This is a genomic window from Flavobacterium keumense (assembly GCF_029866485.1).
Taxonomy (GTDB): Bacteria; Bacteroidota; Bacteroidia; order Flavobacteriales; family Flavobacteriaceae; genus Flavobacterium; species Flavobacterium keumense.
In genome coordinates, this window is sequence record NZ_CP092332.1 from 2285700 (window position 1) to 2300314 (window position 14615).

A 14615-nucleotide genomic window follows, 5' to 3' on the forward strand; every position below is an offset into this window, starting at 1 on the left:
CAATACATTGAAGGTTTGTGAATTAAATAGTATTTTCAAGAAAACGTTTGCGAATAATCATTCTATAGCTCAAATTCTGATTTTATCGAAAAAAACCGAGAAAAACACTCGATTTAAAGTAGAATTAAAAATGAGTTAATCTTCAATTAACACGCGTAATTTTGACGCATTGATTACAAAAAGAGAGCAGCACGCAAGCGTATATACTTTTATTGGAAGCACTCTTTTTGTCTTTGTAAATCGTATAGTCCCGCTATTCGCTATATCCCCTAGCGGGGGATGCCGCTACTATCGGGGCTAGAATACCCGTTTATTTTTCAGTACTCAAAAAAAAGAGAAGCCATAGCTTCTCTTTTTCCTTTTTAAAGTAACAATTAAATTGATTTTCAGTTCATTAACTAACTTTTACAGCACCATCACTAACTTTGATACATTACCTACATTACCAGTTGTGGAGTCATTTTTCCATTAAAACATTATCTTTTATGAAAAATTCTAAATAATTAATATCAAGAACTAATGGTGGGTGAAGTTTATCAACTTTATAAGATAATTTCATCACATTTTCAACTTTAACGTTATTTTTAATAAAAAACATATTATCTATATCTCCATAGAGAAAAATTGTTTTATCATTATGATTAATATACCCTTTAAGTTTACCATTACTATTATAATCAAGAATTTTGCAATCATAAAAAGTTAGATAACTTGCATAAATTATAAAATCTTTTTTACTCTTCTTTTTAAAATTCAAATAAACACAATCTGATTTTTTATTAAAAAGTTCTTTTTTATTTTCTACTCTTATTATTAACTCATTTATTAATCCGCTTTTAATTTGATGAGTGGATTTCAAATGCCTTAAATTTTCATTTGTAAATTCTTGAGCTTTGCAATTATAAAAAAACATACTTATAAAGCACAAAAGAGCTATTTTACTTCTTAATAATCCCCCCTTTACTGTTGCAATTGATATATTTCCGTGTAGTAGTTTCATAAACTTTAAATTTTACATTTTTTGAATTATACCAATCCCCCTGCTAGCGCGCGCATCTTGCTCGTGCCTATTAATTGATTCAAATCACTCACGCTGCTCAAAGTCTCTTGCCTTGAGCTAAGCCAAAATCAAATATAATGAAAATTCATTCAAATGAATACATCAATACATACTGCTCGACTTCAATTAGCAACACCTATTTACGTTCAGCATACAACGCACTACTTTTAATCAAAAAAATGCTGTATTTTTACCTCTTCAACAAAAACAATCAATCCAAAAAATGGACGCTGTAATCAAAAAGACATTTCCTAGTTTCTCCAACGACTTAATCGCTGATATTGAGGCCAATGATTCGGTACAAAGTTTCAAAACCGGGACCGTCATTATGCGAACAGGCCAATACATTAAAAATACGGTGCTGGTTACCAAAGGCAAAATCAAAGTCTATCGAGAAGGCGAAGAAGGCGGCGAGTTTTTTATGTATTACCTCCAACCTGGTCAAGCTTGCGCTATCTCGATGGTGTGTGCCACCAAATCAGAAAAAAGCCAAATCATGGCCAAAGTGGTCGAAGACGCCGAGTTGATTTTAGTACCGCTATCCCTTATGGATCAATGGATGATGAAACACCGTTCTTGGTACGAATTTGTTATTGGCACCTACCGCAGTCGTTTTGAAGAAGTACTAGAAGTCATTGATAGCATCGCTTTTAGAGCCATGGACGAGCGTTTGGAATTCTATTTAAAACGCCACGCCGATGCTTGCGGTTGCCAAGACCTAAAATTGTCGCATCAAGAAATTGCTACAGAACTCAATACGTCCCGAGAAGTGATTTCCCGATTACTCAAAAAAATGGAACAGCGTAACTTATTGAAATTACACCGCAACCACATCGAATTACTGAAAAAATAGTACCATTGTGACAAATGTTACACTAATACTAATTCAAAAGTCCAACATTTGCAATAAAAATTACAGATGGAATACATAGGCTACTTAGCTGCTATAATTATCGGACTTTCCTTAGGCCTAGTGGGCGGTGGTGGTTCTATTTTAACCATCCCTATTTTAGTTTACCTGTTTAAAATTGATCCTGAACTAGCAACTAGCTATTCCTTATTTATTGTTGGAATTACCTCATTAATGGGGTGTATTAGCCATTACCGAATGGGAAATTTACAAATTAAATCAGCACTTTATTTTGCAGTTCCTTCGGTATTTTCAATACTTATTATTCGTGAGGTTATTTTTCCGCAAATCGCTGAGACATTATTTTCAATCGCTTCGTATAAAGTATCCAAAAGTTTTCTGATAATGATTGTTTTTTCAATACTGATGTTGGCCGCCTCAATATCCATGATTAGAAAAAACAACCAAAGCATAAGTAACGGAACTATCAATTATGTTCAACTAGGAATAATCGGTTTTTTGGTTGGAATTGTAACTGGTTTTCTTGGAGCAGGAGGCGGATTCTTAATCATTCCTGCTTTATTGTTCTTTGCAAATTTACCCATGAAACAAGCCGTAGGAACGTCATTACTAATCATTTTTATCAATTCTAGCATTGGTTTTGGAGGTGACTTATACATTGGAACCCCTATTGACTATGGCTTTTTGTTAATTATTTCTACTATTGCTTTTATAGGAATGCTTATTGGAACTCAATTATCTAAACGAATAGATGGTACTAAATTAAAACCCATTTTTGGATGGTTTGTTTTAATTATGGGATTGTACATTATCACGAAAGAATTATTTTTCTAAATCATAACAAACTAGTAACCAACCAATAAACCAAATAATTATGAATCATTATCAAATACTTATCATTGGAGGAGGAAACGCTGGCCTTTCTGTTGCCTCTCAATTATTGTTAAAAAACAAAAACCTACAAATTGGAATCGTTGAACCTTCTGAGAAACATTATTACCAACCCGCTTGGACATTAGTAGGGGCTGGAGCATTTGACATTGCCAAGACAGAAAAAAAAGAAGCCGATTATATTCCGCAAAACACTACTTGGATAAAAGAAGCTGTTGTCACTTTTTCACCTGAAAAAAATACCGTAGCTTGTACAAATGGAACCGAAATTACTTATGATTATTTAGTAGTTTGCCCTGGAATTCAATTAGACTGGAAAAAAATTGACGGTTTAACAGAAACACTAGGTAAAAATGAAGTGTCAAGCAACTACAGTTTTAATACTGCTCCATATACTTGGGAATTAATTAAAAACTTCAAAGGGGGTACTGCTGTTTTTACTAATCCTGCTACACCAATTAAATGTGGTGGTGCACCGCATAAAATTATGTATTTAGCTTGTGATTATTGGCGCAAAAAAGGAATTTTAGACCAATGCGATGTGCACTATGTCTCAGGAGCAGGAGTTATTTTTGGAGTACCAGAATATGCTGAAACGTTAAAGAAAAAGGTAGCGCAATACAATATTAAAGTGCATTTTGGTGCCAATGTCACTGCTATTGACGGAAAATCAAAAACCATTTTCTTTGAATCTAAAGAACAACCTAAAGATTTGGAAACTAAATTTTCTACACTACAAGCCTCTTGTTATGGAATCACTGAAAATCAAGCAGAAGCAAGTATCTCAAAAGTAAGTTTGAATTTTGATATCTGCCACACCGTTCCGCCACAATCAGCCCCGGATTTTATCAAAAAAAGTCCTCTTGCCGATGCTAACAATCCGTTAGGATATGTAGAAATTGACAAACATACTATGCAACATAGCCGTTTCAAAAACATTTTTGCACTTGGTGACTGTACCAACGCTCCTTGCAGTAAAACGGGAGCAGCCATTAGAAAACAAGCTCCTGTTGTAGTTGAAAATTTACTACAGCTAATCGCTAATCATCCGGTAACAGCTTCCTATGACGGATATAGTGCCTGTCCAATTCCTACTCAATACGGCAAACTAATGTTGGCCGAATTTGATTATTCGAACAAACCTAAAATGACATTTCCATTCGACCAAGCAAAACCTCGCTGGACCATGTGGATTTTGAAAACTAAAATTCTACCATGGCTTTATTGGAACAAAATTCTAAAAGGAACCGCATAAATAAAATACAAACTGTAACATTAGTCACTTACAAATTGAATTTCAGAATGTAATTTTGAATATCATTTTTTTAAATTATCATATCATGCAAATAGAACAAATTTATACCGGATGTTTAGCACAAGGTGCGTATTATATAACTTCTAACGGAGAAGCGGCCATTATTGACCCATTACGCGAAGTACAACCGTATTTGGATCGTTTGGAACGCGATAACGTCAAATTAAAATACATTTTTGAAACCCATTTTCATGCAGATTTCGTTTCGGGTCACGTGGATTTGAGCAAAGCAACCAAGGCTAAAATTGTTTATGGTCCAACCGCAAAACCGGAATTTGAAGCTATTGTTGCTAAAGATGATGAAATATTTGAATTAGGAAACATCAAAATAAAAGTGCTACACACGCCAGGACATACTATGGAAAGTGCAACCTTTTTGTTAATTGATGAAAACGGAAAAGACCACGCCATTTTCTCTGGAGACACCTTATTTATTGGCGATGTGGGTCGTCCTGACTTGGCTCAAAAAGCCGCTTCGATGACACAAGAAGAATTGGCAGCTACTTTGTACCATTCGCTTCGCAACAAAATCATGACGCTAGCCGATGATGTAATTGTATATCCTGCTCACGGCGCCGGAAGTGCTTGCGGAAAAAATATGAGCAAAGAAACGGTATCTACTATTGGTAACCAAAAAGCAACTAATTATGCGTTGAGAGCAAATATGACCGAAGCAGAATTCATCAAAGAAGTGACCGAAGGCTTGTTGCCTCCACCTGCTTATTTTGGGATGAATGTAGCGATGAATAAAAAAGGTTACGAAAGTTTTGAAACCGTTTTAAACCACGGAATGCGAGCTATTCCTGTCAACCAATTTGAAATGATGGTGGAGGAAACCAAAGCACTCATTCTAGACACTCGCAACAATGGAGAATTCGCACAAGGATTTATACCACAGTCGATCAACATTGGCATCGATGGCGATTTTGCTCCATGGGTAGGTGCTCTAATTGTAGATGTTAACCAACCTATTGTTTTGGTAACGCCAAAAGGAAGAGAAGAAGAAACCATTACTCGATTAAGTCGTGTAGGTTTTGACAATGTTATTGGACATTTAGAAGGCGGATTTGAAGCATGGAAAAAGGCAGGTCACGAAATAGATACTATCAACCGTATTTCAGCCGAGGAGTTTGCCAATCAAGTAACCATTGGCGAAAGCAAAATTATCGACATTCGCAAAGAAAGTGAATACGAAGCCGAACATATAGAAGACGCATACAGTAAGCCATTGGCTTATATCAATGATTGGGTGAAAGACATCAATCCAAACGAACATTTCTTTTTGCACTGTGCAGGCGGTTACCGTTCGATGATAGCGGCTTCTATTTTAGAGGCGCGCGGTTTCCGAAACTTTAGCGAGGTGGAAGGCGGTTTCAATGCGATTGCAAAAACAACGGTTCCTAGAACCGATTTTGTGTGCCAAAGTAAAGTATTGAAATAAAACAGTAAGTTAAAATAAAAATACCATGGAAGACTTACAATGCTGTGTGACTTCTTGCGAAAAACCCTTAGACCAGGCTTATTGGGATGCCCAATACAAAGCCAAGGCTACGGGTTGGGATTTAGGAACGGTTTCCCCTCCTATTCAAGCACTAATTGATACTATTGAAGATAAAAATAGCGCTATTTTAATTCCGGGTGGTGGTAACTCGTATGAAGCAGAATACCTTTTACAACAAGGATTTACGAATATCACGGTAATTGATATTGCGCCCACTTTAATTGAAGTGTTACAACAAAAATTTGTCAATCACCCAAATGTAAAAATCATTTTAGGCGACTTTTTTGAGCATCAAGGACAATACGATTGGATTATTGAACAAACGTTTTTCTGTGCACTTCCGCCAACGATGCGACCTAAATACGTTTGGAAAATGCACCAATTGTTGGCTCCCAAAGGGAAATTGGTAGGCTTGCTGTTCAACCGTGAATTTGAACAAGGTCCGCCTTTTGGTGGGAACAAAGTAGAATACATCAATTTATTTTCAGGAGCTTTTACTATTGAAAAAATGGAAGTGTGTACCAATTCGGTGGCGCCAAGAGCGAATACAGAATTAGGAATTGAATTCAAAAAAAATGCCGAAGCTAAAGTGCATTTGTATGAATTTGAAGGCATTACTTGCAGCGGTTGCAAAGCTACCGTTTCTGAAAAATTAGCGTCGTTAGACACCGTTTTAAATGTTACTATGAATTCCAATTTTAGCGAAGTGGTGATTACTAGTACCGAAAAAGTAGCACTCAAAAAATTACAGGACACCGTTTCTTTTGACGAAAAATACAAAATTATCAAAGCCAATTACTAAGCTATGAAAAACTTACTTTTAACCAATTGGCACCTCATGCGCTGGGTGCGTTTGGCCTTTGCTATTTTTCTTTTCAGTCAGGCCTATGTTTTGAGAGAATGGACTTTTGTGTTTTTTGGCGCTTTCTTCTTACTTCAAGTGGTTTTTAATATGGGTTGCGGTGCCAATGGTTGTGCTGTTCCCTACTCAAAAAAATAAAAATTATGAGCTCTTTTAATCAAATCATACAATCTGACAAACCGGTTTTAGTGGACTTTTTTGCTACTTGGTGTGGCCCTTGCCAAATGTTAGCCCCTATTTTGAAAGAGGTAAAAGCCAATTTAGGCGAACGCATCTCCATTATTAAAATTGATGTAGACAAAAACCAAGCTGTAGCTACACAATACCAAGTACGTGGTGTTCCAACGATGATTTTATTCCAAAATGGCAAACCATTATGGCGACAATCAGGGGTTATGTCTAAAGAAGACATCATCAAAGTCATTGTGGAAAAAAGTAACTCATGACTACAAAAGGCTTACTCCTAACCGGTATCGGAATTGCCATTGGCGCCCTTGCCGGTTATACGTATTATTTTTACGTAGGTTGTGCCTCAGGCACTTGTGCCATTACTTCAAAACCACTCAACTCCACACTGTACGGAGCACTTTTGGGCGGATTAGTTTTCAATATGTTTGTAAAAGAGACTAAAAAGTAAATCAATTTAAATATTTTGTAAGATATTTTTACTATTTTTGAAATTTATAAAGAATTTTTAAGATAAAATTTTATATAAATTTAACCCAGTTTTAATTAGTTAGAATAAAAAATATTATATGAAAATATTATTTAAATTTCCTACAATTTGCTTAGTTTTCTTTTTACTATCATCTTGTTCAAATGATGAAAGTAATACAAACAATATTACTTCAACTGACTAATACTATGTTAAATATCATATTAAGGGAATCGGGATTTATAATTACTTCAGTAATTTTTCAGTACAAACCGACCAAAGAAATCAATCATTTAGTGGATACCAGTATAATAGTTGGAGTCAAACATATGGACCCGTAAAAAAAGGATTTGTAGCTTCAGTATCTGTTCAAGGTAATGTTACTGCAGAAATTTATGTTTCTAAGAACAACGGACCATTAGCATTAAAGGCATCTAAATCTTCGGCAACTACAAGTGTAACATATACAATCAATTTTTAATACCCCCAGCTAGCGCGCGTCTCGCTCGTAATTGTATATAGAAATACATTTATCAATAAATAAACTACACCCTCCCCTTCAACTCCACCGCATCAATATCGCTATGCGAAGCATCATAAACTGATTTCCCCTCTTTAATCAAAAGCAATTGTGGTTATGGGTGCCTCTTCCAAGCCAAAATCATTACATAAATATTACAGACAAAATAACACGTGTTATTTCAAAAAAAATTGCACGTGAAACATTTTCTCTATACGTTTGTTTTTTACTTTTTAATTCACATCTTATGAATACCAAGTTAACATTGACGATAGAACAAACTGTTATTGAGAAAGCTAAAAAGTATGCTAAAACTAAAGAACGTAGTTTGTCTAATTTAATCGAAAACTATTTAAAAGTACTTACAACAGAGGAAGATTCCAATGCAATTGAATTGACTCCCATTGTAAAATCTTTGAAAGGCTCGTTTACGGCTCCTAAAAACTTAGATTATAAAAAAGAATTAGCGAATCGTTTGTCTAAAAAATATTTATAAACAATGACCCGAATCCTAATCGATACAGATGTAATTCTTGATTTCTTTTTTGATAGACAACCTTTCTCGGAAAACGCGGCTAGAATTTTTTCGCTTTGCGAATCAAAAGAAATAAAAGGATATATAACTCCCGTGATTATAAGTAATGTTTACTATTTATTGAGACAAACTGCTAGTCATGAAAAAGTAATAGAAAAATTAAAATTATTAGTTGCCATTACCGAGATTTAGTAATGGATAAAAGTGTTATCATTTAGGCTTTGAACTCTGATTTTAAAGATTTTGAAGATGCGCTACAAAATTATGCTGCTGAACTAAACAATGAAATTGATCTAATTCTAACAAGAAATACAAAAGATTTCAAAAATAGTTCGCTAGCTGTAATGACGCCAGACAATTACATAAAAATTAAAAGTGCAAGCCATTAACAACTTCTAGACCTACACCCTCTCCTTCAGCTCCACCGCATCAATAGCGCTATGCGAAGCATCATAGATTGATTTTCCTTCTTTAATCAAAAGCAATTGTGGTGATTGATAGTACACCTATTTTGCTTATAATATTTATTTTTCACTTTTCAATTCCTTACTCTTGAAGTTGTAATCTAACAAACTCAATCTCTGAAAACTTTATGAAACATTTAAGACAAAAGCATCAAAATATAATCTAAGTTTGACACTCTTGACACGAATCAAACCACAACTTTGCGCTATGATAAAATTAATACATGTACTTCTATTTGGACTAGCTTTAATAAGCATGCCTTTATTTGCCAATCGAAATTATAAAATAATCTCTATTGAAAAAGTAAATTCGAAACCTGAATCGGTTAACAAAAAAAACACAACTTTGAAAAAATGGGAAGCATCACCAGATGGCATTCAATATAAAAAATGGAAAGCTTCTCCCGAAGGCAAAAAGATACATGCTAATTATAACAAAATAAAGAAAAACTTAGCTGGCTTCTTACCTATGGAAGCTATAGTGACCTCTGTTACTTTTCAACGAACCAATGCTAAAGTATCTGGACCAAAATGGCTTATTGTCAAAATTAAGGGTAAAAAATACATGATACAATACGCGCTAAAAGACTTTGAAAAGTTGAAAAGCTTGAAAGTAAATGACAAGATAATCCTAAAAAGCCGCAATGCAGGATTCTCTCCCAACCATCCTTACTTAATTATTTCTGGTGATTATATTGCTAAAAACAATATTATTTTATTTCAACGTGATTTCAGTAAAAACAATCATTGTTAATCAATCGTTATTCAATCTTATGAACTGCATTCAGGTATAAATGAACTGTATCAAACCACTTAATTTTACAATTTCAACAATGAATTCAATTACTATGAAACCTATTTTGTACTGTTTGACTCTAATTGCCATTAGCACTATTAGTACTGCACAGAAAAGAGAGTTGTACCAAATCAAAACGTACAATCTGCAATCGGAAGCACAATTAACTGTAACCGAAAACTTTTTAAAAGATGCGTATTTACCGGCTTTGAAGAAAATAGGAATTAAAGCGGTTGGAGTTTTCAAACCAAAAACATTTGCTGCCGATTCAATTAAAAAAATTGTGGTGGTCATTCCGTTTGCCTCCAGCAAGCAGTTTTTACAATTAGATGAAAAATTAGCCAAAGACCAACAATATTTAGCCGTTGGTGCACCCTATTTGAAAGCGGCTCACAACCAAGCGCCTTATGTGCGTATTGAATCAACACTTTTACAAGCCTTTACAGACCATCCAATACTTACGTTACCAAAAGTAGACAGTCCTCGAGCGAGTCGTGTGTATGAATTGCGCAGTTACGAGTCAGCAACCGAGGCTATTTATCGTAGAAAAGTGGATATGTTTAACGCCGGTGGCGAAATCAAGTTATTTGATCGCCTGCAATTTAATGCGGTATTTTATGGCGAAGTTCTTTCGGGAGGTAAGATGCCTAATTTGATGTATTTAACCACATTTGCCAACCAACAAAGTAGAGATGAACATTGGAAAGCTTTTGTCGATTCACCCGAATGGAAATCGTTAATTGCCATGGACAAATACAAAAACACCATTTCGCACATAGATATTTTATTCTTATACCCAACAGAATATTCCGATTATTAAACGAAGTCGAATCATAAAAATAACCCCAAGAACACATTTGTTTTTGGGGTTTTAATTTTTCTATTTAAATGCATTCAGCGATCGTTCTATAATTCCCAAACATTCGTGAATTTGACTTTCGGTAATGACCAACGGAGGCGCTAAACGGATTTTGTTTCCGTGAGTTGGCTTCGCTAACAAACCATTTTCGGCAAATTTCAAACAAATATTCCATGCTAAATCCGAATATTCATCACTATCAATTACAATAGCGTTCAGCAATCCTTTTCCTCTAACCAATCGGATTAACGGATTTCGAGACGCGATTTCTTTCAATCCCTGACGGAATACTTCGCCCAAATAAGCTGCGTTTTGTGCTAAATTTTCTTCTTTTACCACTTCTAAAGCAGCGACCGCTACCGCAGCGGCAATTGGGTTGCCCCCAAAAGTCGAACCGTGTTGGCCTGGCTGAATGACATTCATAATTGCATTATTAGCTAACACTGCTGAAACCGGATAAAATCCGCCTGAAAGCGCCTTTCCCAAAATCAAAATATCGGGTTTCACTTCGGGTTTATTTTCACAGCCTTTTTTACATTCGCAATTCCCACAAGTCGCTAACAAACGTCCTGTACGAGCAATTCCTGTTTGCACCTCATCGGCAATAAACAAGACGTTGTTTGCCTCACACAGTGCTTTGGCTTGAGCCAAATACCCTTCGCTAGGCACATACACTCCTGCTTCGCCCTGGATAGGTTCCACTAAGAAACCTGCGATATTCTTGGAAGAAGCTAAGGCTTTCGCCAAAGCGTTAACATCATCATACGGAATTTTGATAAATCCATTGGTGAACGGACCAAAATTCTTACGCGCCGATTCATCATTAGAAAACGAAATAATAGTAGTTGTTCTTCCGTGGAAATTATTTTCACAAACAATAATTTGAGCTTGATTTTCAGGAATTCCTTTTACTTCATAGGCCCATTTTCTACACAATTTCAATGCCGTTTCTACCGCCTCTGCTCCTGTATTCATGGGCAAGACTTTGTCAAAACCAAAATAATTGGTCACATATTCTTCATACGGCCCCAATTGATCGTTAAAAAAGGCTCTGGAGGTTAAGGTCAATTTTTGTGCTTGACGCATCATAGCATCGGCAATTTTAGGATGACAATGCCCTTGGTTCACGGCAGAATAGGCCGATAAAAAATCAAAATAACATTTCCCATCTACATCCCAAACAAATACCCCTTCTCCTCGTTCTAACACTACCGGCAACGGATGGTAATTGTGTGCTCCGTATTGATTTTCTTTAGCAATTAAAGCATCCGATGCTGTGGACAAATGCGTAGTATCATGACTCATAACCGATATTTTTAGATGTTATTTTGAAAAAAACAAATTTAGTCAATCCAAGTCACAAAAGGAAGTAAAATCTATTTTTAGTAGTTTGTAATTCATTAAAATCGTTTACATTTATACCAAAAACAAAATCAAATGAAAATTTTCAAAGGAATATTTTTTGGTGCAATTCTGTTTTCAACAACTTTGATGGCACAATTACAACCCGTTCAATACAAAGACGGAAGCCAAATTTTGAATGGTTTATCCATTAAACCGAATAAATCAAGCGCGCAAAAACCAGGAGTCTTAGTGCTCCCAGCTTGGAAAGGGATTGATGCACATGCTAAATCTACAGCCGAAAATTTATCTAAATTAGGTTATTATGCTTTCGTAGCAGATATTTATGGCGAAGGCAATTATCCTCAAACTACCGCTGACGCAGCTAAAATGGCAGGATTTTATAAAAAAAATACCGAATTATACCATAAACGTATCGAATTGGCTTTGGCACAATTAATCCAATCGGGAGCTAATCCGGATAACATTGCTGTAATTGGTTTTTGCTTTGGTGGAACAGGTGCTGTAGAAGCGGCACGAGCCAATATGAATGTCAAAGGTGTAGTGTCTTTTCACGGCGGTTTAGGTAAAGATGCTAACCGAGCTGTTACTCCAATTACCGCAAAGGTTTTAGCCTGCCATGGCGCCGATGATCCTTTTGTTTCTAAAGAAGAAATTACCGCTTTCCAACAAGAAATGCGTGATGGCAAAGCCGATTGGGAAATGATTTATTATGCCAATGCCGTGCATTCTTTCACTGATCCAGCTGCTGGAAACGACAATTCTAAAGGAGCCGCTTACAACGAAAAAGCAGCACAACGCTCTTTTGAACACATGAAATTATTCTTAAACGAAGTTTTAAAACAATAAATAAATTAACTTACATTAAATTAAAAATGAAAAAAGTACTTTTTCTTTCCCTAATCGTATTAGGAACTTCCTGTAAAAATGGGGCTTCTTTAGTATCAAGAAATACTACTGACCCAAGCAAATACATGAAAACCATCACCGCAGAAGAGTTGAAAAAACACCTTTACATCATCGCTGCCGACTCTATGGAAGGCCGTGAAACAGGTTCTGCGGGTCAGAAAAAAGCAGGACGTTACCTTATTAGTCAATACAAAAAAAACCAAATCTCTTTTCCTAAAGGAGCTACTGATTTTTACCAACCTGTTCCTGCTACTTTTTTAAATAATAAACGAAATAGAAATTTACCCAATTCAGAAAACATTTGGGCTTTTATTGAAGGTACCGAAAAACCAGAGGAAGTAATCGTGATTTCTGCACATTATGATCACGTGGGCATAGAAAATGGAGAAATTTATAATGGTGCAGATGATGACGGATCAGGAACTTCGGCTTTGCTTGAAATAGCACAAGCTTTTCAAATAGCAAAGAAAGAAGGACACGGACCCAAACGTTCCATTCTTTTATTACACGTAACTGGTGAAGAGCACGGTTTGCTAGGTTCTCGATACTATTCGGAAAATCCTCTTTTCCCTTTAGTCAATACGGTTGCCGATGTGAATATTGATATGATAGGCCGTCGTGACGAAATCCATTCCAACACAAACAATTATGTATATGTTATTGGAGCCAATCGCTTGTCTTCTGAATTGGATTTTGTTTGTTCAATTATGAATCAAAAATATGTAGGATTAGATTTGGATTATCGTTTTAACGACCCTAAAGATCCAAATCATTTTTACGAACGTTCTGACCATTATAACTTTGCAAAACACGGAATTCCTTCTATATTTTTCTTTAATGGTGTACATGCTGATTACCACAAAAAAACAGATGAACCAAACAAAATTGAATACGATGCGTTAGCAAAAAGAGCGCAATTAGCCTTTGTAACGGCTTGGGAATTAGCCAACCGCAAAGACCGAATTGTCGTGGATAAAAAATAAAATAATCTTGTTGAAAACTGAGGGGGTCTAAAAACACAAAATTTGTCATTCCGAATTCATTTCGGAATCTATAAATAGTATCAAATTAATTATTTATAGAAACTGAAACAAGTTCAGTTTGACAAGAATAAGGCTTTTTAGACCCCCTCTTTTTTATTCCTCAATACCAATCTTTCTATTGTTTCTGGACCATTCACTCCAAGAACCCACATACAATTTAGGTATGGGCAAACCAGCAACAGCTAGTGCTAAAAGCGTATGACAAGCCGTAACTCCCGAACCACAATGTACGACTCTATGCTCTTGTGGAATATTTTCAAATGCTTTTTCATACTTCGTTTTCAATGCTTCAGGAGACAAAAAGAAACCTTCTTCATCTAAATTAGCCGTAAACGGAATATTAGTCGCACCTGGAATATGTCCAGCAACCAAATCAATTGGTTCTGTTGCTCCTTTAAAGCGGGCTGACTCGCGCACATCAATCACTACAAAATGTTCTTTTTGTATCATTTCATCCATTCCTTGTAAATCAATAGTAGGCCATTGCCAATGTGAGATAGGATACGATTCAACTTGAGTTGGAACTTCAACGGCTGAACTAGTTTTAAAACCTGCTTGAATCGCCGCTTGAATGCCACCACTCAAAACTTGTACTTTTTCATGCCCAATAGCGCGTAACATCCACCAAAAACGTGCTGCAGCATTGGCGCCGTTTTTATCATCATAGACCACCACCCAAGTTTCGGGCGTGATGCCTAAGTCGGTTAGGGATTTAGAAAACTGTTTCGCCGTTGGCAAGGGATGACGACCGCCTATGGAAACATCTTCTTTGATATCGGCCAATTGAGTATTCACATCCACAAACAAAGCGCCTTTTAAATGGGATTGTTGGTAATTCTGGTAAGCCGTAGGGCTATTGGTCGCATCTACCAACACGATAGTGTTAGACTGCACTGCATCGATTAATTCGCTAGGAGTGATAATTGGGTTCATGTTTATTTAGAATTGATGAAATAAACTTAGTTATTTTAT

19 protein-coding genes are annotated in these 14615 nt (G+C 35.9%); 14 read left to right on the forward strand and 5 right to left on the reverse strand.

All coding sequences use genetic code 11. The annotated features are described in order from the left end of the window. Positions 1–457 precede the first annotated feature (457 nt). Complete coding sequence (locus MG292_RS10090) at positions 458–1000, reverse strand: hypothetical protein (RefSeq protein ID WP_264532856.1); 543 nt, start codon at positions 998–1000, stop codon at positions 458–460. A gap of 283 nt (positions 1001–1283) precedes the next feature. Between MG292_RS10090 and MG292_RS10095 the strand changes: the two genes are divergently transcribed. From MG292_RS10095 to MG292_RS10130, 8 genes are all read left to right on the forward strand, one after another. Then, positions 1284–1913: a Crp/Fnr family transcriptional regulator gene (locus MG292_RS10095; protein WP_264532855.1), complete on the forward strand. Its 630-nt coding sequence runs from the start codon at positions 1284–1286 to the stop codon at positions 1911–1913. A 66-nt stretch (positions 1914–1979) separates the two neighbouring features. Further along, a complete protein-coding gene (locus MG292_RS10100) occupies positions 1980–2765 on the forward strand; it encodes a sulfite exporter TauE/SafE family protein (RefSeq protein WP_264532854.1) in 786 nt (261 codons plus the stop codon). A 40-nt stretch (positions 2766–2805) separates the two neighbouring features. Further along, positions 2806–4077: an NAD(P)/FAD-dependent oxidoreductase gene (locus MG292_RS10105; RefSeq protein WP_264532853.1), complete on the forward strand. Its 1272-nt coding sequence runs from the start codon at positions 2806–2808 to the stop codon at positions 4075–4077. Between the two features lie 85 nt (positions 4078–4162). After that, the gene (locus tag MG292_RS10110) at positions 4163–5578 is read left to right on the forward strand and encodes an MBL fold metallo-hydrolase (RefSeq protein ID WP_264532852.1); all 1416 of its coding nucleotides are present in this window, start codon (positions 4163–4165) and stop codon (positions 5576–5578) included. A gap of 25 nt (positions 5579–5603) precedes the next feature. After that, positions 5604–6440: a cation transporter gene (locus tag MG292_RS10115; RefSeq protein ID WP_264532851.1), complete on the forward strand. Its 837-nt coding sequence runs from the start codon at positions 5604–5606 to the stop codon at positions 6438–6440. Between the two features lie 3 nt (positions 6441–6443). Continuing rightward, the gene (locus MG292_RS10120; RefSeq protein WP_264532850.1) at positions 6444–6638 is read left to right on the forward strand and encodes a hypothetical protein; all 195 of its coding nucleotides are present in this window, start codon (positions 6444–6446) and stop codon (positions 6636–6638) included. Between the two features lie 5 nt (positions 6639–6643). Continuing rightward, complete coding sequence (gene trxA, locus MG292_RS10125; RefSeq protein WP_413614208.1) at positions 6644–6946, forward strand: thioredoxin; 303 nt, start codon at positions 6644–6646, stop codon at positions 6944–6946. After that, positions 6943–7137 carry a DUF6132 family protein gene (locus MG292_RS10130; RefSeq protein WP_264532849.1) on the forward strand — a complete coding sequence of 65 codons (195 nt, stop codon included), beginning with the start codon at positions 6943–6945 and terminating at the stop codon, positions 7135–7137. Before trxA ends, MG292_RS10130 begins: the two co-directional genes overlap by 4 nt. Positions 7138–7700: 563 nt before the next feature. Here the strand turns inward: MG292_RS10130 and MG292_RS11320 are convergent. Continuing rightward, complete coding sequence (locus MG292_RS11320; protein WP_319799847.1) at positions 7701–7784, reverse strand: thioredoxin domain-containing protein; 84 nt, start codon at positions 7782–7784, stop codon at positions 7701–7703. A gap of 138 nt (positions 7785–7922) precedes the next feature. Here MG292_RS11320 and MG292_RS10135 point away from each other — a divergent pair, with 138 nt between their 5' ends. Together MG292_RS10135 and MG292_RS10140 are read left to right on the forward strand one after the other, a co-directional pair. Continuing rightward, positions 7923–8171, forward strand: coding sequence for a DUF6364 family protein (locus MG292_RS10135; RefSeq protein ID WP_264532848.1), 249 nt, complete (start codon positions 7923–7925; stop codon positions 8169–8171). A 3-nt stretch (positions 8172–8174) separates the two neighbouring features. Then, positions 8175–8402, forward strand: coding sequence for a type II toxin-antitoxin system VapC family toxin (locus tag MG292_RS10140; protein ID WP_264532847.1), 228 nt, complete (start codon positions 8175–8177; stop codon positions 8400–8402). Positions 8403–8611: 209 nt separating this feature from the next. On the opposite strand, the gene MG292_RS10145 is transcribed toward MG292_RS10140, so the two are convergent. Continuing rightward, a complete protein-coding gene (locus MG292_RS10145) occupies positions 8612–8716 on the reverse strand; it encodes a monothiol bacilliredoxin BrxC family protein (protein ID WP_264532846.1) in 105 nt (34 codons plus the stop codon). A gap of 166 nt (positions 8717–8882) precedes the next feature. Here MG292_RS10145 and MG292_RS10150 point away from each other — a divergent pair, with 166 nt between their 5' ends. Together MG292_RS10150 and MG292_RS10155 are read left to right on the forward strand one after the other, a co-directional pair. Next, positions 8883–9428: a hypothetical protein gene (locus MG292_RS10150; protein WP_264532845.1), complete on the forward strand. Its 546-nt coding sequence runs from the start codon at positions 8883–8885 to the stop codon at positions 9426–9428. A gap of 79 nt (positions 9429–9507) precedes the next feature. Then, the gene (locus tag MG292_RS10155; RefSeq protein WP_264532844.1) at positions 9508–10290 is read left to right on the forward strand and encodes an NIPSNAP family protein; all 783 of its coding nucleotides are present in this window, start codon (positions 9508–9510) and stop codon (positions 10288–10290) included. Positions 10291–10350: 60 nt separating this feature from the next. Here MG292_RS10155 and rocD read toward each other — a convergent pair whose 3' ends face one another. Next, positions 10351–11634 (reverse strand): ornithine--oxo-acid transaminase, encoded by a 1284-nt coding sequence (gene rocD, locus MG292_RS10160; RefSeq protein WP_264532843.1) that lies wholly within the window; start codon positions 11632–11634, stop codon positions 10351–10353. Positions 11635–11766: 132 nt separating this feature from the next. Here rocD and MG292_RS10165 point away from each other — a divergent pair, with 132 nt between their 5' ends. Together MG292_RS10165 and MG292_RS10170 are read left to right on the forward strand one after the other, a co-directional pair. Next, positions 11767–12540 (forward strand): dienelactone hydrolase family protein, encoded by a 774-nt coding sequence (locus tag MG292_RS10165; protein WP_264532842.1) that lies wholly within the window; start codon positions 11767–11769, stop codon positions 12538–12540. A 26-nt stretch (positions 12541–12566) separates the two neighbouring features. Further along, entirely contained in the window at positions 12567–13583 is a 1017-nt protein-coding gene (locus tag MG292_RS10170) for a M28 family metallopeptidase (protein ID WP_264532841.1), read from the forward strand. A 153-nt stretch (positions 13584–13736) separates the two neighbouring features. On the opposite strand, the gene MG292_RS10175 is transcribed toward MG292_RS10170, so the two are convergent. Next, entirely contained in the window at positions 13737–14576 is an 840-nt protein-coding gene (locus MG292_RS10175; protein ID WP_264532840.1) for a sulfurtransferase, read from the reverse strand. Positions 14577–14615 lie beyond the last annotated feature (39 nt).

What these genes read in the sequence shown, in the direction of transcription:
- MG292_RS10175 (WP_264532840.1), bottom strand. Translation starts at nt 14,576, where the DNA reads ATGAACCCAATTATCACTCCTAGCGAATTAATCGATGCAGTGCAGTCT.
- MG292_RS10140 (WP_264532847.1), top strand. Translation starts at nt 8,175, where the DNA reads ATGACCCGAATCCTAATCGATACAGATGTAATTCTTGATTTCTTTTTT.
- MG292_RS10100 (WP_264532854.1), top strand. Translation starts at nt 1,980, where the DNA reads ATGGAATACATAGGCTACTTAGCTGCTATAATTATCGGACTTTCCTTA.
- rocD (WP_264532843.1), bottom strand. Translation starts at nt 11,634, where the DNA reads ATGAGTCATGATACTACGCATTTGTCCACAGCATCGGATGCTTTAATT.
- MG292_RS10135 (WP_264532848.1), top strand. Translation starts at nt 7,923, where the DNA reads ATGAATACCAAGTTAACATTGACGATAGAACAAACTGTTATTGAGAAA.
- MG292_RS10170 (WP_264532841.1), top strand. Translation starts at nt 12,567, where the DNA reads ATGAAAAAAGTACTTTTTCTTTCCCTAATCGTATTAGGAACTTCCTGT.
- MG292_RS10110 (WP_264532852.1), top strand. Translation starts at nt 4,163, where the DNA reads ATGCAAATAGAACAAATTTATACCGGATGTTTAGCACAAGGTGCGTAT.
- MG292_RS10090 (WP_264532856.1), bottom strand. Translation starts at nt 1,000, where the DNA reads ATGAAACTACTACACGGAAATATATCAATTGCAACAGTAAAGGGGGGA.
- MG292_RS10105 (WP_264532853.1), top strand. Translation starts at nt 2,806, where the DNA reads ATGAATCATTATCAAATACTTATCATTGGAGGAGGAAACGCTGGCCTT.
- MG292_RS10150 (WP_264532845.1), top strand. Translation starts at nt 8,883, where the DNA reads ATGATAAAATTAATACATGTACTTCTATTTGGACTAGCTTTAATAAGC.
- MG292_RS10095 (WP_264532855.1), top strand. Translation starts at nt 1,284, where the DNA reads ATGGACGCTGTAATCAAAAAGACATTTCCTAGTTTCTCCAACGACTTA.
- trxA (WP_413614208.1), top strand. Translation starts at nt 6,644, where the DNA reads ATGAGCTCTTTTAATCAAATCATACAATCTGACAAACCGGTTTTAGTG.
- MG292_RS10115 (WP_264532851.1), top strand. Translation starts at nt 5,604, where the DNA reads ATGGAAGACTTACAATGCTGTGTGACTTCTTGCGAAAAACCCTTAGAC.
- MG292_RS10130 (WP_264532849.1), top strand. Translation starts at nt 6,943, where the DNA reads ATGACTACAAAAGGCTTACTCCTAACCGGTATCGGAATTGCCATTGGC.
- MG292_RS10165 (WP_264532842.1), top strand. Translation starts at nt 11,767, where the DNA reads ATGAAAATTTTCAAAGGAATATTTTTTGGTGCAATTCTGTTTTCAACA.
- MG292_RS10155 (WP_264532844.1), top strand. Translation starts at nt 9,508, where the DNA reads ATGAATTCAATTACTATGAAACCTATTTTGTACTGTTTGACTCTAATT.
- MG292_RS10120 (WP_264532850.1), top strand. Translation starts at nt 6,444, where the DNA reads ATGAAAAACTTACTTTTAACCAATTGGCACCTCATGCGCTGGGTGCGT.